The organism is Arthrobacter sp. 9E16, from assembly GCF_002929435.1.
Classification (GTDB): domain Bacteria; phylum Actinomycetota; class Actinomycetes; order Actinomycetales; family Micrococcaceae; genus Arthrobacter_B; species Arthrobacter_B sunyaminii.
Genome location: NZ_PJIU01000002.1, coordinates 1,035,337 through 1,052,375 on the forward strand (window position 1 = coordinate 1,035,337; position 17,039 = coordinate 1,052,375).

16 protein-coding genes and 1 pseudogene are annotated in these 17,039 nt (G+C 65.8%); 3 read left to right on the forward strand and 14 right to left on the reverse strand.

Annotated elements, in window-relative coordinates; all coding sequences use genetic code 11:
- Positions 1-3: 3 nt before the first annotated feature.
- Positions 4-729, reverse strand: a complete 726-nt coding sequence (locus CXR00_RS11580; RefSeq protein ID WP_104054618.1) for a DUF3710 domain-containing protein — start codon at positions 727-729, stop codon at positions 4-6.
- A 58-nt stretch (positions 730-787) separates the two neighbouring features.
- Positions 788-1,237 (reverse strand): dUTP diphosphatase, encoded by a 450-nt coding sequence (gene dut / locus CXR00_RS11585; protein ID WP_104054619.1) that lies wholly within the window; start codon positions 1,235-1,237, stop codon positions 788-790.
- Between the two features lie 230 nt (positions 1,238-1,467).
- On the opposite strand from dut, the gene CXR00_RS11590 reads away from it, so the two are divergent.
- Positions 1,468-1,932, forward strand: a complete 465-nt coding sequence (locus tag CXR00_RS11590; protein WP_104054620.1) for a DUF3093 domain-containing protein — start codon at positions 1,468-1,470, stop codon at positions 1,930-1,932.
- Between the two features lie 15 nt (positions 1,933-1,947).
- Here CXR00_RS11590 and CXR00_RS11595 read toward each other — a convergent pair whose 3' ends face one another.
- Entirely contained in the window at positions 1,948-2,250 is a 303-nt protein-coding gene (locus CXR00_RS11595) for a DUF4193 domain-containing protein (RefSeq protein WP_104054621.1), read from the reverse strand.
- A gap of 313 nt (positions 2,251-2,563) precedes the next feature.
- Here CXR00_RS11595 and sepH point away from each other — a divergent pair, with 313 nt between their 5' ends.
- The gene (gene sepH / locus CXR00_RS11600) at positions 2,564-4,021 is read left to right on the forward strand and encodes a septation protein SepH (RefSeq protein WP_104054876.1); all 1,458 of its coding nucleotides are present in this window, start codon (positions 2,564-2,566) and stop codon (positions 4,019-4,021) included.
- A gap of 3 nt (positions 4,022-4,024) precedes the next feature.
- Here the strand turns inward: sepH and CXR00_RS11605 are convergent, their stop codons facing one another.
- The 7 genes and pseudogenes from CXR00_RS11605 to CXR00_RS11635 all read right to left on the reverse strand — a co-directional run bounded on the left by CXR00_RS11605 (position 4,025) and on the right by CXR00_RS11635 (position 10,494).
- Positions 4,025-4,270, reverse strand: a complete 246-nt coding sequence (locus CXR00_RS11605; protein ID WP_104054622.1) for a helix-turn-helix transcriptional regulator — start codon at positions 4,268-4,270, stop codon at positions 4,025-4,027.
- Between the two features lies 1 nt (position 4,271).
- Positions 4,272-4,736 (reverse strand): hypothetical protein, encoded by a 465-nt coding sequence (locus tag CXR00_RS18565; RefSeq protein WP_258060397.1) that lies wholly within the window; start codon positions 4,734-4,736, stop codon positions 4,272-4,274.
- A 106-nt stretch (positions 4,737-4,842) separates the two neighbouring features.
- Positions 4,843-5,067 (reverse strand): annotated as a pseudogene (locus CXR00_RS18570) (GrpB family protein); the annotation flags it as partial.
- Positions 5,040-5,792: a thymidine kinase gene (locus tag CXR00_RS11620; RefSeq protein ID WP_104054625.1), complete on the reverse strand. Its 753-nt coding sequence runs from the start codon at positions 5,790-5,792 to the stop codon at positions 5,040-5,042. The pseudogene CXR00_RS18570 and the gene CXR00_RS11620, both read right to left, overlap by 28 nt.
- Positions 5,793-5,795: 3 nt before the next feature.
- Positions 5,796-7,031 carry an alkaline phosphatase family protein gene (locus CXR00_RS11625; RefSeq protein ID WP_104054626.1) on the reverse strand — a complete coding sequence of 412 codons (1,236 nt, stop codon included), beginning with the start codon at positions 7,029-7,031 and terminating at the stop codon, positions 5,796-5,798.
- A gap of 6 nt (positions 7,032-7,037) precedes the next feature.
- Positions 7,038-7,709, reverse strand: coding sequence for a DUF5998 family protein (locus CXR00_RS11630; RefSeq protein WP_104054627.1), 672 nt, complete (start codon positions 7,707-7,709; stop codon positions 7,038-7,040).
- Positions 7,710-7,797: 88 nt separating this feature from the next.
- Positions 7,798-10,494: a bifunctional GNAT family N-acetyltransferase/acetate--CoA ligase family protein gene (locus CXR00_RS11635; protein WP_104054628.1), complete on the reverse strand. Its 2,697-nt coding sequence runs from the start codon at positions 10,492-10,494 to the stop codon at positions 7,798-7,800.
- Between the two features lie 114 nt (positions 10,495-10,608).
- Between CXR00_RS11635 and CXR00_RS11640 the strand changes: the two genes are divergently transcribed.
- Positions 10,609-13,134: a DNA topoisomerase (ATP-hydrolyzing) subunit A gene (locus CXR00_RS11640; protein ID WP_104054877.1), complete on the forward strand. Its 2,526-nt coding sequence runs from the start codon at positions 10,609-10,611 to the stop codon at positions 13,132-13,134.
- A gap of 275 nt (positions 13,135-13,409) precedes the next feature.
- Here CXR00_RS11640 and CXR00_RS11645 read toward each other — a convergent pair whose 3' ends face one another.
- From CXR00_RS11645 to CXR00_RS11660, 4 genes are all read right to left on the reverse strand, one after another.
- Positions 13,410-15,800 (reverse strand): cation-translocating P-type ATPase, encoded by a 2,391-nt coding sequence (locus tag CXR00_RS11645; RefSeq protein ID WP_104054629.1) that lies wholly within the window; start codon positions 15,798-15,800, stop codon positions 13,410-13,412.
- Between the two features lie 79 nt (positions 15,801-15,879).
- Positions 15,880-16,101 (reverse strand): heavy-metal-associated domain-containing protein, encoded by a 222-nt coding sequence (locus CXR00_RS11650; protein WP_104054630.1) that lies wholly within the window; start codon positions 16,099-16,101, stop codon positions 15,880-15,882.
- 55 nt (positions 16,102-16,156) lie between these two features.
- On the reverse strand, positions 16,157-16,507 hold the full coding sequence (locus tag CXR00_RS11655) for a metal-sensitive transcriptional regulator (RefSeq protein ID WP_104054631.1): 351 nt from the start codon (positions 16,505-16,507) through the stop codon (positions 16,157-16,159).
- 119 nt (positions 16,508-16,626) lie between these two features.
- Positions 16,627-17,028 carry a VOC family protein gene (locus tag CXR00_RS11660; protein ID WP_104054878.1) on the reverse strand — a complete coding sequence of 134 codons (402 nt, stop codon included), beginning with the start codon at positions 17,026-17,028 and terminating at the stop codon, positions 16,627-16,629.
- Positions 17,029-17,039: the final 11 nt, after the last annotated feature.

Here is a 17,039-nt window from a genome sequence, read left to right on the forward strand (position 1 = left end):
AGCTCAGCCGATGGTCGTGATTTCAGGGCCGCGCTCCGGCGGACCCGGTTTGACCGGCGCGGCAGGCCGGGGCAGGGGCGAAGCATCACGCGGCAAACGCAGCTGCAGCAGGTCCCGCGGCGGAAGCGGCTGTTCACCGCGGACCACGACGACGTTGCGGAAGACGTCTTCCAGCGGACCGGCCTCCTGCGGATCAAGAGCGGCAGGGCCGCCGAAGACGCCGCGCAGGAACCAGCGCGGGCCATCCACACCGACGAACCGGGCCACGCGGTACCCCTTGGACCCGTCCTGGGCCTGGGCCGGAACCTTCGCCAGGAGTTCGGTGCCGAAAACGCCGTCGAGCTCATCCACGGTGCCGCCCTGCGAACCTACGGATTTGCCGATCTGTCCGCGGATGTCATCCCAGAGAGTCTCTGAGCGGGGTGCCGCAAAAGCCTGCAGCTGCAGGCTTGAGCCGTTCAGGTCGAGGGTCACCGCAACCACCCGCTGGGTCTTCTCTTCAACTTCCAGGCGCAGCTGGAGGCCCTGGGCTGCCGCAATGCGCAGCGCACCCAGATCCACATAGCCGTCCTCGGACGGCTTGTCGCTGACGTCCCACGGGCCCGTGGCCGCGCCCGTTTCGGAGCCGGCTGCAGCGTCGACAACTTCGTCGGCGCCGTCCTGCCCTTGTTCTTCCTGATCCTGCTTGGCTTGATCCTGCTTGTTCTTCTTCAGTCGCCCAAATGCCATGACCGGGTTCCTCTCTCTTGTAGGAGGCCTCACGCTGCCGGCCCCCGGGACAGCCGCTCTAGGCAGGCAGTGCAGCAAAGCCGCCGGTGGAACCGAATCCGCCGGTGCCGCGAACGGATTCGGACAGTTCATCGACCAGTTCAAAAGACGCAGTCTCCACCCGCTGAATCACCATCTGGGCGATCCTGTCACCGCGCTTCAGGGTAATTGGGGTGGTGGTGTCGGTGTTGAGGAGCGTGACACTGATCTCGCCCCGGTAGCCGGCGTCGACAGTGCCGGGAGCATTCACAACGGTGAGGCCGTGTTTGGTGGCCAGCCCCGAACGGGGATGAATGAACGCTGCATAGCCGAAGGGAAGGGCCAAAGCCACGCCGGTGGGAACAAGCCTCCGCTCCCCCGGCTCCAGGACAAAGTCGATCCGGGTGCGAAGGTCCGCGCCTGCGTCGCCCGGATGGGCGTACGACGGCGGTTCCAGTCCGTCGTCGAGCATCTTCAGCTGCACGGTCATTGTGGGGCCTGCTTCAAGCACCGGTGTGTCTCCGACTTCATTGATGTGTGGCCCGCGTCCCGATCAGGTCCGCGTGGCTGCGTCTTACAGTTCTGCCCGGGAGGCCCCCGGGGAATACCGCACCTCACTTTAGCGTGTTTTCCTGACGCTTCTCCGAACGTGGCGGAACGGCAATTCCCCCCGCCGGGCACCAAGATGAAATGACGGAACAAAGATGCCAAGCTGGAGGTATGTCATCCCCCTCTGCCCAGACTCCCGCCAGCACCGTTCTCTACTCGGAGCGGCTTCTTCCCTCATTCTGGATCTGGGTGATGGTCCTGGGCGTGTCAGCCTCAAGCATCCTCGTGTTCGTACCCATCAGCATGGAAACCGGGATAATTGCCGCCGTTGTGGTCGCCGTGATTCTGACGGTTTTGCTGCTTCTCAGCACCCCGACCATCCGGGTCACGCCGGACACCCTGCAGGTAGGCAAGGCGGAAATTGAGCGGGTCCATATCGGATCGGTGGAGGGCTTCCGTGGAGATGATGCCACGTACCAGCGCGGCCGGGGCCTGAACGCCACCTCGTACATGTGCATCCGCGGCTGGATTTCGCCGGTGGTCAAGATCGAGATCACCGACCCCGCAGACCGCACGCCGTACTGGCTCACGTCCACCCGCCATCCCGAGGATCTGGTCCGCGCACTAAACAGCTAACCGCTCAGAGACCGCTCAGCCCTCACAGTCCGTGCAGTAGGCCAAACCGTCCTTTTCCAGGGCTATCTGCGACCTGTGCCGCACCAGGAAACAGGACGCGCAGGTGAATTCGTCCGCCTGCGGAGGCAGTACACGCACCAGGAGCTCTTCCCCGGAGAGGTCCGCGCCCGGCAGCTCGAAGCTGTCCGCCGCTTCCGCCTCGTCTTCATCCACCACCGCGGACTGCGTGGTCGCAGTGCGGCGCGTCTTCAGCTCTTCAATTGATTCCTCGCTGACGTCCTCTTCTGTCTTGCGCGGCGCATCATAGTCTGTCGCCATAATATGTACTCTCACCATCCGGTCGAGTTGTTGGAGAAGATTGTGTTGAGCCCGTCCTGCCGGTTCGGAACCGGCCGCTTGCAGGTTCTGAGGTATCAACGCAACGGGGTTGCGTTTTGTGCCCGTAAACCGGAGATTTTTGTCTAGTCGAAAGCGAAAAACCACCATCGGGCCGTCCCGGCGCCTCCGGATGTTCAAAAAAAGCGGCAGCAGGAGGCGGCGATCCGCGCCACGCCCCTGCAAACAGTAGGCTTTCGGCGCTGCGGGTGGCATTGTTTCCAGAAGGAATTGCTATCGGGTGGAGGATTGGTTCATGCAGGATCTGCGTCTCGTGGGTGTCCATGAGGGTGGCGAGCATCTGCTGCTCAGCGGCAAGGGTGGGGAAACATTCCGGCTTCGCATGGATGAAGCGCTGCGGGTGGCGGTTTCCCGCTCGGTGCACCGCTCCACAGCTCCCGCCGAGCGGCCTGAAGGCCCAGCCATGACTCCGCGTGACATTCAGGCACGAATCCGTTCCGGCGCCAGCGCCGAAGACGTCGCTGAGGTTTCCGGTCTGGACCTCGCCCACATCCGCCGCTATGAGGGCCCGGTCCGCGCGGAACGCGACTACGTTGCCCGCCAGGCACAGGCCGTGGAAGTGGCTGCCCCTCTCTCGGCTACGCACGACGGGTACCGCAGTACGTTCGGCGACAGTCCGGTCAATCTCGGCGACATGGTCAATCACCGGCTCAAGGCCTTTGGTGTGGACCCCGACAGCGTCGAATGGGATGCCTGGCGTCGCCCGGATTCCACGTGGGATGTCGTTGCCCGTTTTGATCTCGATGAAAAGTCCCGGGTTTCCGTGGGCGAAGAACCGCCGGCGCGCTGGACTTTCAGCCCGCTGCGCAAGAGCGTGTCCAATGCCAACCGCTGGGCGCAGCTGCTCAGTGAGCTGGAGCCGCTGGACTCCCCCGTACCGTCGCGCCGTCTGACAGCCGTCGCGGACCGCGTCTTCGATTTTGAGGCCGTCCCGGTGCCCGAGGCTGACGGTGTCGATGGAGCCGGCGACGAGGAGACCGCAAACCTGCTGGAGGTCCTGCGTTCCCGCCGCGGGCAGCGTCTCGGCGCCGACGAAGACGGCGACGACGCCCTGGCGGCGCTGCTGGCAAAGGGCAGCATCCCTGCGGCACATCCCCGGGAGGGCCGCACCGAAACGGAGGACGCCGCCTCCAGCGGTCCCCGCACCGGCCGTCTGACGCTGGCACCGGATGTTGCAGGAATGGATTCAGCGGACCGCCCCGATTCGGTTCGCCTGCCCAACGGTGTTTCCTCCGAGACGCGTGAAATTAGTATTCTGGCCCGGCCTTTCCGCCGCCGCAGCGAGGCAGCCGAAGATACCGGCACCAACACGCCTGCGGACGTTGCTTCTGCGCGCACAGGCACCGGCTCCGACAAGTTCCAGGGGTCCGCCGCGGGAGCCGCCGCCAAGGCGGACCACGCTGACGGCGCCGATGCTGCACGGGCTGCTTCGACCGAAACAGACACCGCCGCAGAGGCTGCTGAGAGCAGCAAAACCGCACCGGCGGCACGCGGCAAGAAAACCGGAGGCCGCAAGGGCGGCCGGACGGATTTCCCCTGGGACCGGATGGGTTCCGGCAGCAGCCGGACCGATGACGCAGGCACTGCTGAATCCGGCAAGGACGAGGACGGCGCAGACCGCCGTCCGATCAAGCCAAAGCGTTCCTCGGTACCCAGCTGGGATGAGATCGTCTTCGGCACCAAGGGCGACTAGCCCTCACGCCGGGGGCGCAACCGGTGCTTGGGACGTTCCGGGTGCACCTGGGGAGTAGTCGTCGGGGATAAACAGGTCTTCGATGGTACTGCCGAAGAGCGACGCAAGCCGGAAGGCCAGCGGCAGGGACGGATCAAACCGCCCGCGTTCAATGGAGATGATGGTTTGGCGCGAGACGCCGAGCTCATCGGCGAGGTGCTGTTGGGACCACTCACGGTTCGCGCGGAATTCCTTAACTCGATTGCGCACGTCAGCCTTTGCGCCGCTGCAGCAGATAGCGCACGCCAAAGAGCACGGCGCACAGGATCAGCACGGCCGGCAGCACAAGCTTCAGGTTCACCGTAATCTCTCCCGGCAGGAATGCGACAACAGTCCCCGCGACTCCGAGTATCAGGATGAGATCGGTGAAGGAACGGGACGCCGCTTTGTCATGCCAGCCAGCCTCGATCGAATCATCCGGCCGTTCAACCGCCCCCTCGATGGTGTTGCGGTCAACAATTGCCGCGTACACCAGCAGGGTTGCGGGCATCGTCAGGCAAAACGCGAAGACCCAAAAGCCAAGCACCGGATTCGCCTCTGTGACGCCGGTGTTCACGGCCAGCCATCCTCCGCCTGCTCCAAGGAGCAGCCCGCTGGGCAGAGCGACTGCCATGGCCGGCACCCTGCCGGAACCAAACCTCGCCTGTCCCCACTTGGTGCGCGTTCCAGTCTCCATCCCGCTCTCCCCTTCCGATGTTTAGCCGCTTGCTATGTACAGGCTGCTTTACATGTATAGGGTGCTTTACACGCCGGCTCTCGTCAAGGGTTCCGGCCAGCTCCGGATGCATCCTCAGGATGTCCCTCACGGCCAGTTGATGGCGAACGGGCAGCGTGCCGGCCACGCACAGATAGACGTGGCGCACCGGACGCTCATCGGGGGCGTCGAATGCTTCACGGTCGGGAAGTCCCGGGTTTCCCCGCTGCCGGTATCCGGCGTCTTCGAGGGTGGGTACGCCCGCCGTGACGGAACCCGAGCTCCTTAGGGGATGCGGGGATGAACCGCGCAGACGTCCAGATCGGCCGGAGAGTCATCAGCTGCGGAGATCGACTCCGCCTGGTGGGCAGTGACCCGGCGCATGTAGTGCCGGCGGCAGAGGGTTTCATATCCCACGACCGGCACGCTTTCGACAGCATCGACGGCAAAGAGCGGTTCCTCTGTGACGGTGTCAGCTGCCGCCGGCGATCCGGCCGCGGCAGCATGCTTGCCCACGTCGCCCACCACAACCTGGTCCCCTTCAACCACCATGACCCCGTCCACGGTGCGGGCATTATGGGTGGCCCTTCGGCCACACCAGCACAGAGCCCGCACTTGGAGCACTTCCATCCGATCAGCCAGTTCGATCAGGCGCTGGGACCCGGGGAAAAGCCGGGTCCGGAAATCCGACGTGATGCCGAAGGCAAAAACATCCACACACAATTCATCCACCACGCGCGCCAACTGCTCCACCTGGTCCGCGGAATAGAACTGCGCTTCATCGCAAATGAGGTAATCCACCGGCAGACCGGTCCGGCGGCGGCCTGACACTTCGTTCCAGAAGTCCGTGGTGTCCGTGACTTCCACCGCAGGGGTGCGCAATCCCAGCCGGGAAGAGATCATCGAATCCCCCGCCCTGTCGTTGCGGCTGAACAGGATTCCGCCGCGGCCGCGGGCACTGTGGTTATAGTCCATCTGCAGGGCAAGCGTCGATTTGCCGCAGTCCATGGTCCCGGAAAAGAAAACTAGCTCGGCCACGGTTTACTTCTTTCTCCCGCCGGACTGTGCCCCGGGATTGCGCTTGGTAGCCGGTGCAGCAAGCTGCAGCAGCGGAACTTCCCGCTCCGCGCGGGTCAGGGAACCGTGCTGGCCCACCACTTCCAGGGACGCGGATTTCATCCGCCGCAGGTCATACAACGCGATCGGCTCGCGTGCCATCACCAGGACGTCACCGATACGCGGCAGCACGGACGGGGAAACAACCGGCCCGAAATACCCGGCGTTGACGGCTTCCTCCCGGGTGGCGATCCAGATTTTGTTGCCGTAGGCGCGGCCCCAGGAGTCCATCAGGTTCTGCCGAACCTGCTCGCCTGCCCCGGGTTCCAGATACAGGTGCACCATGCGCGGCTCGCCCGCAGTGTGCCGCACACCGGCAATCAGCGAGGGGTCTGCCGAGAAGTCGTGCCGGTGTTCCGGAGCGATATCCACCATGCCGTGGTCCGCCGTGAGCAGCAGCAGCGTATCGGCCGGAAGCCGGGAGGCCAGAAGTTTCAGCGCGCTGTCCAGCTCCTCCAGCTGGAAACCCCACTGCTGGGACTGGGATCCGTGCTTGTGGCCGGCTTTGTCCAGCTCGTTCCAGTACAGGTACATCAGCATCCGCGGCGCTGCGGCCAGAGCCTGGGCTGCTGCCGCCACCCGGGCATGGACGCCGGTCGCGCCGATGAATTCACCGCCGCGCAAAGCGGCGCGGGTCATCGCGGAGTCCGCGAACCGCGGGAGGCTCACGGAGGCCACCGGAATGTGCTTCGCCGCCTGTTCCAGAACGGTGGGGCAGGGCTGCCAGCGCTCGGGGTCCACACCGGCGTCCCAGTTGCCGAGCATGTTGACGACTTTGTCCTGGTCCGGATCCAGCACGTCGTATCCGACCATGCCGTGTTCGCCCGGCGGACGTCCGGTTCCCAGGGAGGCCAGTGATGCCGCCGTCGTGGTGGGAAATGCTGCCGTCAGCACCCGGGCCGAGGGTACAAAACTGCGCAGGAACGGCGCGTGCCCGCCGCGCTGCTTGAGCAGGGACCAGCCAAGACCATCCACCATGACCACGCAGACGCGTTTGGCTGCCGGCAGGTTCAGGGTGTTCTCGAAACCGGGAACGCCAAGGACTGCGGCCGAGCTGGTGAGGACGTCGGCAACGCTGCTGCGCCCGTAGCCGGGGGCGGGAGGAAGCGGTTCCCGGGTGACTTTGCCGGATTCGGAGCCTGTTCCGGAGGAGGAGTTCATAACCCCTTACCGCTGGTGGTGGCTGCGGTTGAACCGGCTGCCGATGCCCGCAACGCGCTGGCGGGCATCCCCGGGTTCCATGGCCCGGGCGTTGACCGTGTCCGTGTTGACCTTGCGCAGTGCCCGGGCGAAGTCCTTGGCGTTCTGCACGGCCTGGGCGCCGTCGGCCTCAGCACTGACGCGGAGGACAATGTCTTCCTGGGCGATGGTGCCGGTGTAACCGTGGTCGGCGTCGCACTGCGGGTCCGCGCAGCCTGCGGGGCCCATGTCCAGGCGCTGCCCGCCTGACCAGGCGATGGCCAGGGTCAGTTCACGGGCCTGGTCGGAGGGCTTGTAGTCCTGCGGCTGGGCATACATGTAGCCCAGGACCACGGACCGGATTTGCGTCACCGGCACCGATTCGGTGGAAACCTGGGCCATCATCTGCTCCCCGGCTTCGTCCAGCTGCTGGTCATCCACGTGGGTGATTACCAGCATGTCCTCGGTCAGCACCAGCACGGTGATGTGGCGGTGCACCTCGGTGCGCTCGAAGTGGGTCTCCAGGTGAATCAGGTGGGACAGCGGTTCCCGGCCGTCCAGGGCGTCGTGGACGACGTCGGCCAGGAGCGTGGGATAAAAGCCGGCCCGCTCCATGGAGGCGTCCAGGCTGCGGCGTTCAGAGGAAAGTAACGGCGACATGATTCCAGTTTCCCCCAGAGAGCACCCCAGCACCTAAATGGCGCGCGGAAGGATTGCGAGATCATCCTGCCGGGCCCCCGGACCCTGCCTAGTCCCGCATTGCCCGCCGGGCGCTGTCGGTCCGCTGCTGCGGGTTGCCGAGCCTGACGTCCGCGCTGAGGACCGTCACTCCGGTGGTTGAGACCAGCACGGGGTTGATTTCCAGCAGTGCTATCTCGGGATGCTCGTCCTTCAGCAGTGCCAGCCGTGAAATCAGGTCCTCCAGCGCGGCAACGTCGGCCTTGGGCAGCCCCTGGTAACCGAAGAGCTTGCCGGAGGCACGCGGTGCACGCACAAGGTCCGCAACGTCCGTGTCCGTCAGCGGCGGAATTCCGTGGGCCCAGTCATCCAGAAGGTTCACGGCGTCTCCGGCCAGGCCGAAGGACAACACCGGCCCGAGCAGCGGATCTTCAATGGCCCGCACGGTACAGCCCTGTCCCGAGGGCGCCATGGTCTGCACTTCGAGTTCAAAGCTGCCGTAAGGCTCCAGGGACTGTTTCATCTGCGCGATGTTGGTGAGGAGCTCTTCCGGCGTGGAGATGTTCATCCGCACCCCGCCCAAGTCGAGGCGGTGGCGCAGGTGTTCGTCCATGGTCTTGATGACCACGGGCCAGCCCAGGGAATCTGCTGCCGCCACGGCTTCCTCCCCCGTGCTGAACGGAACCGACGGCAGCAGCTTGACGCCGTAGAAGGACAGCAGCTGCGTGGTTTCCTCGGCGGAAAGCCGCATGAGCCCGTCACCTGAAACCCGGGACAGGAGTTTTTCGACCAGCGCGTGGGCGCCGTCGGGGTCCACTCCGGCCGGCTCGACGAAGTGCCCGTGGTCGCGGGCGGCCCATTCGGTGTACCGGACCAGGGAGGCGAGCGCCGAGACGGCGGCCCCGGGGCTGGAGAAGCACGGCAGGCCGGACTGCCGCCCGTCCTCCTCCCTTCCCCCTTCGGTCAGCAGACCTTCGACATGCGCGGTGGGGTCCATGATTCCGGTGAAGGCAGCCACCACGGGTTTGCCGGACTCGGCCACGCACTCCTGCAGGCACTGCGCAATTTTCTCCATCGTCAGCCCGGGAGACGGCAGGAGGGTTACAACGCCGGCATGCACGGCGTCGTCGGCGAGCGCCTTGGTGACAGTGGCGCGCAACAGCGGCAGGGCGACGCTCATCCCGGTATCCAGGGCCAGATCCGTCTGCAGGCTGCGCACTTCCAGGTCCAGCCCGACGGCGGCATCCGCCACCACCCGGCCCAGGGCAGCGGAGTTGCTGAAGATGGCCAGGGCCCTGCCGGCCGGCAGGGGCTGGCTGACGGCAATCTGGGCAACATCCATCAACTGTTCGTTGGTGTTCACCCGAATGACGCCGGACTGCCGCAACATGGCATCCAGCGCTCCGGCGGGGGCCTGGGTGGTCCGGACGGCGTGGCCCGGCGGCAGCTGCAGCCCCGTGACGTCTGACTTGGCGACGATCACCGGCTTGGAGGTGGCCAGGCGGCGGGCGATCCGGGAGAACTTACGGGGGTTGCCGACCGACTCCAGGTACATGCCCACCACCCGGGTGTCCGTGTCATCTTCCCAGTACTGCATGGCGTCGTTGCCTGACACGTCAGCCCGGTTGCCGGCGGAAATGGTGGAGGACAGGCCCAGGCTGCGCCGCTGTGCCGCAGCGTAGAGGAGGACGCCGATGGCGGCGGACTGGCTGAACAGGCCCAGTCCCCCGGCTTCGGGCATGGACGGAGCCATGGAGGCGTTCAGACGGACCCCGGGGCGGGTGTTGATCAGGCCCAGCGACGCCGGGCCCACCACGCGCATGCCGTTGGCCCGGGCGTGCCGCACGAGGCGCCGCTGCCGGGCGAGGCCGCGTTCGCCGTCGTCCGCGAATCCCGCGGTGGCCACCAGCAGTCCCTTGACCCCGGCGCGCGCGCACTCCTCCACCACCTTCTGCACCTGGTCGTAGGGAACGGCGATGATGGCCAGCTGGACAGGTTCGGGCACGTCCGAGATCCGGGCGTAGGACACCATGCCGGCCAGCTCGAAGGCCTCCGGGTTCACGGCGTACACGGAGCCGGTGAAGCCGCCCTCGATGATGTGTTCCAGCAACTGGTAGCCCACGGTGCCCCACTCGCGGCTGGCTCCGATGACCGCAACGGACGACGGCGAGAGCAGGTCCGCGACGCTGCGGGCCTCGGCGCGGTGTTCGCGGGATTCCATGACGGCCCGGGATTTGTCCGTGGGGTCGATGTTGAAGTCCAGGGCAATCACGCCGTCGTCGAAGTGGCGGCGCACCTCGTAGCCGGCGTCAGCGAAGACCCCGATCATTTTGCGGTTTTCCGGCAGCACTTCGGCGGAGAAGCGGCGGATGCCGTTTTCCCGGGCCGCAGCAGCGAGGTGCTCAAGCAGGATGGAACCCAGGCCGCGGCCCTGGTGGCCGTCCGAGATGTTGAAGGCCACTTCGGCTTCGGTGGGGTCATCGAGACGGTCATAGCGGCCAATGCCGATGATTTCCGAGCCAATGGTGATGACGAACGCCACGCGGTCCTTGTAGTCCACGTTGGTGAACCGGGCCAGCTCCTTGTTGCTGAGCTTGGCCTTGTAGGTGAAGAAGCGCAGGTAGATGGAGCTTTGGGACTGGCGCATGTGGAACTCCTGCAGCGCCTGGGCGTCCCCGGGTGTCACGGGTCTCAAATGCCCGGTGCCGCCGTCCCGCAACACCACGTCAGCTTCCCAATATTCGGGGTAATGTCCCTGCTCCGCCATAGACTCAGAGTAGTGGGAAATTTTCTCCGCTGTCTGCAGGACGCTTCGGCCGCCGCGCCGGATCCCCCTGCACACCCATATAGCCCCCTACCAATGCAAGGACCCGACAACAGCATGGCCCGGCGCCAAACCGTCTCCAAAACAGCACCCGGCGAGAAAATCGCCGAGAACATCATCGACATTGATGTCACCACCGAGATGGAAGGTTCCTTCCTCGAGTACGCGTACTCGGTGATCTATTCCCGCGCCCTTCCCGACGCCCGTGACGGCCTCAAGCCCGTCCAGCGGCGCATCCTCTACATGATGGCGGACATGGGCCTGCGGCCGGACCGCGGCCATGTGAAGTCCGCACGCGTGGTGGGCGAGGTCATGGGCAAGCTCCATCCCCACGGCGACTCCGCCATCTACGACGCCATGGTCCGCATGGCGCAGGACTGGGCGCTGCGCCTGCCCCTGATCGACGGGCACGGAAACTTCGGCTCGCTCGACGACGGCCCCGCGGCCGCCCGGTACACCGAAGCCCGGCTGGCAGCCCCGGCGCTGACGCTGACGGACCATCTGGATGAAGACGTGGTGGACTTTGTCCCCAACTACGACAACCAGCTGATGCAGCCGGAGGTGCTTCCGGCGGCCTTCCCCAACCTGCTGGTCAACGGCACCACCGGCATCGCCGTGGGCATGGCCACCAACATGGCACCCCACAACCTGGGTGAAGTCATTGCCGCCACCCAGCACCTGATCGCCAACCCCGAGGCCACGCTGGATGAGCTGATGCGGTTCATCCCCGGCCCGGACCTTCCCAGCGGCGGACGGATTGTGGGACTGGACGGCATCCGCGACGCCTACGCGTCCGGCCGCGGGTCCTTCAAAACACGCGCCAAGGTGGAGGTGGAGCAGCTCAATGCCCGCCGCACCGGACTGGTGATCACCGAACTGCCGTACATGGTGGGCCCGGAAAAGGTCATCGAGAAGATCAAGGACGCGGTCACCTCCAAGAAACTGCAGGGCATCTCGGACGTGGTGGACCTGACGGACCGCAGCCACGGACTGCGCCTGGTCATCGAGCTCAAGAACGGCTTCAACCCCAACGCCGTCCTGGCCCAGCTGTACCGGTACACGCCCATGGAGGATTCCTTCGGCATCAACAACGTCACCCTGGTGGACGGGCAGCCCCGGACCCTGGGGCTGGTGGAGCTGCTGCAGGTCTACGTGGCACACCGCCTCGGCGTCGTCCGCCGCCGCACGGCGTTCCGGCTGCGCAAGAAGCAGGACCGGCTGCACCTGGTCGAGGGCCTGCTCATCGCAATCGTCGACATTGACGAGGTCATCCAGATCATCCGCTCCTCGGATGAGACGGCGCAGGCCCGCGAGCGGCTGATGGCCATCTATGACCTGACGGAAATCCAGGCCAACCACATCCTCGAGCTGCGCCTGCGCCAGCTGACCAAGTACTCCCGCATCGAGCTGGAGAAGGAAAAGGATGACCTGCTCCTGGCGATCAAGGAGCTGCAGGCCATCCTCGACTCCGAACAGCGGCTGAGGTCCCTGGTCTCCGACGAACTCGGCGAGGTGGCGGCCAAGTACGCCACTCCGCGGCGGACGGTGCTGCTGGAATCCGAGGCTGCATCACCGCTGAAGGGTGTTGCTGTCGCTCCCGCCGTCACCGGCAAGGGCGCCAAGGCGGCACTGCCGCTGGAGATTGCCGATGATCCCTGCTGGGTCATCCTCACCAGTTCCGGCCAGCTGGCCCGCACCTCCAACCAGGAGCCGCTCACCGAGGCAGGCCAGCGGGTGCGTCACGATGTGTTCCGCTCCGTGGTGAAAACTACGGCGCGCGGGGAGATCGGGGCGGTGACGTCGTCGGGCCGGATGGTCCGTGTCCAGGTCCTCGATATGCCGGCTCTGCCGCCGACGTCGGGCCTGCCGAACATGGCCGGCGGGGTTCCGGTGAAGGATTTCATGACGCTGGCCAAGGGCGAAAAGCTGATTGGCCTGGTGCCGCTGAACGAGATCATTGCGCTGGGCACCCGGAACGGCATCGTGAAACGGGTTAATCCTGAATACCCGCTGAACCGGGACGACTGGGAAGCCATCACGCTCAAGCCCAAGGATGAAGTGGTGGGCGTGGGCGTGGCGGCGCAGGACACCGACGAGCTGGTGTTTATCACCGAACACGCCCAGCTGCTGCGTTTCAGCGCCTCGCTGGTCCGTCCGCAGGGACGGACCGCCGGCGGTGTTGCCGGCATCAAGCTCGGTGCCGATGACCATGTGCTGTTCTTCGGCGTGGTGGCGCAGAATGATCCGGCCGCCGTCGTTGTTACCGTCTCCACCGGCACCGAGACCCTGCCCGGGACGCCCGGCGGATCCGTGAAGGTGACCGAGTTCGCCGAGTACCCGGTGAAGGGCCGTGCCACCGGCGGAGTGCGGGCACACCGGTTCCTGAAGGGTGAGGATGCCCTCGTAGTCGCGTGGGCCGGTCATGGTCCGGCGAAGGCTGCCGCTGCCAACGGTGTGGCCCGGGCGCTGCCCACGGAGCACGGACGGCGGGACGGCTCCGGCATTCCGTTGACCAACCAGGTTGACCAGGTCGGACCGAGCCACACGCCGGTTGAACCGGGTGAGGATCCGGCCGCGAGCTGACGCCGGTTCTTGTCCGGCGGCTGCCCCGAACTTTCGGGACGGCCGCCGTGGCCGGCAGCGTGCCGCGGGATCCTTCGTGCAGGTAACGGGCTCAAACAGGCCCCTGCCGGATCCTTCGTGCAGGTAACGGGCCCATTTGCGCCGTATAAACCCTTTTGAGCCCTTGATCTGCACGAAGGATTTCGTCAAGGCCCGTTATCTGCACGAACGATGCAGGCGGGGTAACAATCCTTTCGGGAGCTCCCGTTCACCAACCCCGCAGAGGGACGCGGCGTTTATGCATGCTGCTTGCCGAAATTGCGCAGCCGCAGCGAGTTGCCCACCACCAGCACGGAGCTGGCGGCCATGGCGGCACCGGCGATCATTGGATTCAGCAGGCCCAGGGCGGCCACCGGAATGCCGACGGCGTTGTAGAAAAAGGCCCAGAAGAGGTTGGTCTTGATGGTGCCCAGCGTGCGACGGGAGAGCTCGATGGCGGTGGCCACCTGGCCCAGATCGTTGCCCATTACGGTCAGGTCCGCCGCTTCAATGGCGACGTCGGTGCCGGAGCCCATCGCGATGCCCAGGTCAGCCTGTGCGAGGGCCGGAGCATCATTCACGCCGTCACCGGCCATCGCCACGATGGCACCTTCGGCCTGGAACCGCTTGACGGCCTCCACCTTGCCCTCGGGCCGGACATCGGCCAGCACATCTTCCGGCGCAATGCCGACGGCGTCAGCTACCCGGGCAGCCACCACGGCGTTGTCGCCGGTAAGCAGCACGGGCCGCAGTCCCAGAGCCCGCAACCGCGCAATGGCGGCCACAGAGCCGGGCTTGATGTTGTCCCGCAGGCTGATGATGCCGGCGGCGCGGCCGTCAACGGCCACCAGGACGGCGGTGGATCCGGCTTCCTGCTCGGCCCGCAGCCTCGTCCGGACATCCTCAGACAGGACCACGCCGTTTTCCTCCAGCCAGCCGGGGCGCCCGGCGACAACGGCACGGCCGTTGACGGTTCCGCGGACACCGCCGCCCGGGGCAGAGTCGAACCCTGTCACCGGAGCCAGTGCGCCGCCAGTCACCGCCTCCTGCGCCGCAGCGGCTATGGCGACGGCGATGGGGTGCTCCCCCGCCGCCTCCACGGAGCCCGCCAACTGCAGCAGCTCCGCGTCATCAAAGGTGGGCTCCAGGGGCAGGGTACGCACCACCGAGAGCCGCCCGTCGGTCACAGTACCGGTCTTGTCCAGCACGATGGTGCCCACGGTCCGGGTGTCTTCGAGCACCTGCGGACCCTTGATCAGAATGCCCAGCTGGGCGCCGCGTCCGGTGCCCGTGAGCAGGCCAACAGGCGTGGCCAGACCCAGTGCGCACGGGCAGGCAATGACCAGGACAGCGACGGCGGCTGTAAACGCGGCCTGGAGATCTCCGCTGATAACCATCCACAGCACAAAGGTGAGGACAGCTACACCCAGAACAATGGGAACAAAAACGGCGCTGATCCGGTCCGCCAGGCGCGCAATCGGTGCCTTGCCGGACTGTGCATCGCTGACCAGGCGTCCCATCTGGGCCAGGGTAGTTTCGCTGCCCACCCGGGTGGCGGTAACCAGCAGCCGCCCGGAGGTGTTGACGGTGGCACCGGTAACGGAATCCCCCGGACCCACTTCAACCGGAACGGATTCGCCGGTGATCAGCGAGGCGTCCACAGCCGAGTGTCCGTCGGTGACGATGCCGTCAGTGGCGATCTTCTCACCCGGGCGGACGACGATGACGTCACCCGCAACCAGGTCCTGCGCCGGTACCCGGACCTCGGCACCGTCGCGCAGCACTGTGGCATCTTTGGCACCCAGGCTCAGGAGTGCTTTCAGCGCGTCACCGGCGCGGGCCTTGGCGTTGGCTTCCAGATACCGCCCCAGCAGCAGGAAGGTGACGACGACGGCGGCAACTTCGAAGTAGAGGTTGGCGTGTCCGCCGTCGGCCATGCCCTGCATATCCGTCATGCCGGCGTGGGCTGTGAGCGACGGATCCGCCAGGAGGGTTCCCAGCGAGAAGAGGTAGGAAGCGATCACGCCCAGGGACACCAGCGTGTCCATGGTGGAGGCGAAGTGCCGCGCGTTGATGGCTGCGGCCCGGTGGAAGGGCCACGCGGACCAGGTCACCACCGGCAGCGTCAGCAGGGCGGCGAACCAGCCCCAGTTGTTGAATTGCAGAGCCGGGATCATGGAAACCAGAAACACCGGAACTGTCAGCACCGCGGCCAGGATGAGCCGCGGCCGCAGGGCAGCGGCAGTTCCGCCGTGCTCCATGTGGTCCTCGCCGGAGTGGTCCATGCCGGAGGTTTCGTGGCCGGCATGCGCGGATCCGGAGCGGTCGCCTGCCCCGGTATGCCCGGCCCCGCCGTCGTGCGCTGCCGTATCCCGCGTTCCGCCGCTGGCACGGGAAGCTCCGGCGGGCCGCACCAGATGTGCTTTGTAGCCGGCCGAATCCACGGCCTGCAGGATTTGCTCGTCGGTTACGCCGTCCGGGACGCTGACCCGTGCGGATTCCAGCGGAAGATTGACCGTGGCTTCGACGCCCTCAATCTTTCCCAGTTTCCGTTCCACCCGGCCGACGCAGGAAGCGCACGTCATGCCCTCAACTTTAAGGTCGATGATCCGCGGGTGCGGTTGCCGGAGCAGGTTGTCGGTGCTCATGGGAGTGCTGTCCTTCCGGGAAGTGCTGTGCGGCGCGGATCGCAGGTCGCGCATCGGCTGCCGGGTGGATCCGGTGAGACTAGGCGGAGGGTTCCACCACGAGGTAGCCCGCCTCTGCCACTGCTTCACCGAGTTCAACAGGGGAAAGCGTGCGGCTGGAGGTGACGACGGCGGTCGAAATGCCGCCGGCGTTGAGATCGACGCTGACATTGTCGACGCCGTCGATCGCTTCGAGTTCTTCAGTAACGGATGCGACACAGTGGCCGCAGGTCATTCCGGAGATGTTCAGTGTGGTTTCCATGCGGTGGATCCTCTTTCCGTAAAGGGAGATATGTGGAGCGGGCGGACAGCGCAGCTCAGCGCAGGAGGCGGCCGATGGCGTCGGTGGCTTCCTGCACCTTGGCCTGCACCAGTTCGGGGTTGCCGGTGGCGTCCGCCTCGCGGGCTGCCCCCACCACGCAGTGGGACATGTGGTCCTTGACGAGGCCCAGGCTCACCGCATGCAGTGCCTTGTTGATGGCAGCAACCTGGGTGAGGATATCGATGCAGTACTTGTCTTCCTCGACCATGCGGGCAATCCCGCGGACCTGTCCCTCAATGCGCCGGAGCCGCTTGAGGTAGGCCTCTTTGTCCGTGGCGTACCCGTGGGCGCCGGAATGGTCCTGATCAGCGAGGCCACCCGGGGCCTGTTCCTGGGTTGTGCTCATGTCCGCTCCTAGAATTCGATCTGCAACGAACATATACCCCCATGGGGTATGGCGTCAAGTACTCCTAGGGGGTATCTCGACACGGCGCCAGAGCACCTCGGAGCACATGTTGCAGGGTGTCAAAGTGCCTGCTCCCGCTCGGCATCGCTGCGCAGGATGCAGAACTCATTGCCCTCCGGATCGGCGAGCACCACCCATCCCGTCCCATCGGCCATACGCCGATCCGCAACTTGCCGGGCCCCCAGTGCCAGCAGGCGCTCAAGTTCCCGGTCCCGGGTGCCTTCGGCGGGCCTTAGGTCCAGATGCACGCGGTTTTTGACCTGCTTGCCATCCGGGACCTTGATGAACAGCAGGCGCTGGAAGCCGTCGTCGGAGGCGATCATGCACTCCTCGTCGCCGGGATGGTTCGGGTCGTTGGGATCGTCCGGATCGTCATGGAAACCGAGCACTCCGCCCCAGAACACTGACTGGGCGAACGGGTCGAGACTGTCAAAGGACGTATGCGAGATCAGGGCGGTCATGGAGGCAGCGT

What these genes read in the sequence shown, in the direction of transcription:
- CXR00_RS11580 (WP_104054618.1), bottom strand. Translation starts at nt 729, where the DNA reads ATGGCATTTGGGCGACTGAAGAAGAACAAGCAGGATCAAGCCAAGCAG.
- CXR00_RS11595 (WP_104054621.1), bottom strand. Translation starts at nt 2,250, where the DNA reads ATGGCGACAGACTATGATGCGCCGCGCAAGACAGAAGAGGACGTCAGC.
- CXR00_RS11635 (WP_104054628.1), bottom strand. Translation starts at nt 10,494, where the DNA reads ATGGCGGAGCAGGGACATTACCCCGAATATTGGGAAGCTGACGTGGTG.
- sepH (WP_104054876.1), top strand. Translation starts at nt 2,564, where the DNA reads ATGCAGGATCTGCGTCTCGTGGGTGTCCATGAGGGTGGCGAGCATCTG.
- CXR00_RS11645 (WP_104054629.1), bottom strand. Translation starts at nt 15,800, where the DNA reads ATGAGCACCGACAACCTGCTCCGGCAACCGCACCCGCGGATCATCGAC.
- CXR00_RS11630 (WP_104054627.1), bottom strand. Translation starts at nt 7,709, where the DNA reads ATGTCGCCGTTACTTTCCTCTGAACGCCGCAGCCTGGACGCCTCCATG.
- CXR00_RS11640 (WP_104054877.1), top strand. Translation starts at nt 10,609, where the DNA reads ATGGCCCGGCGCCAAACCGTCTCCAAAACAGCACCCGGCGAGAAAATC.
- CXR00_RS11660 (WP_104054878.1), bottom strand. Translation starts at nt 17,028, where the DNA reads ATGACCGCCCTGATCTCGCATACGTCCTTTGACAGTCTCGACCCGTTC.
- dut (WP_104054619.1), bottom strand. Translation starts at nt 1,237, where the DNA reads ATGACCGTGCAGCTGAAGATGCTCGACGACGGACTGGAACCGCCGTCG.
- CXR00_RS18565 (WP_258060397.1), bottom strand. Translation starts at nt 4,736, where the DNA reads ATGGAGACTGGAACGCGCACCAAGTGGGGACAGGCGAGGTTTGGTTCC.
- CXR00_RS11625 (WP_104054626.1), bottom strand. Translation starts at nt 7,031, where the DNA reads ATGAACTCCTCCTCCGGAACAGGCTCCGAATCCGGCAAAGTCACCCGG.
- CXR00_RS11590 (WP_104054620.1), top strand. Translation starts at nt 1,468, where the DNA reads ATGTCATCCCCCTCTGCCCAGACTCCCGCCAGCACCGTTCTCTACTCG.
- CXR00_RS11650 (WP_104054630.1), bottom strand. Translation starts at nt 16,101, where the DNA reads ATGGAAACCACACTGAACATCTCCGGAATGACCTGCGGCCACTGTGTC.
- CXR00_RS11655 (WP_104054631.1), bottom strand. Translation starts at nt 16,507, where the DNA reads ATGAGCACAACCCAGGAACAGGCCCCGGGTGGCCTCGCTGATCAGGAC.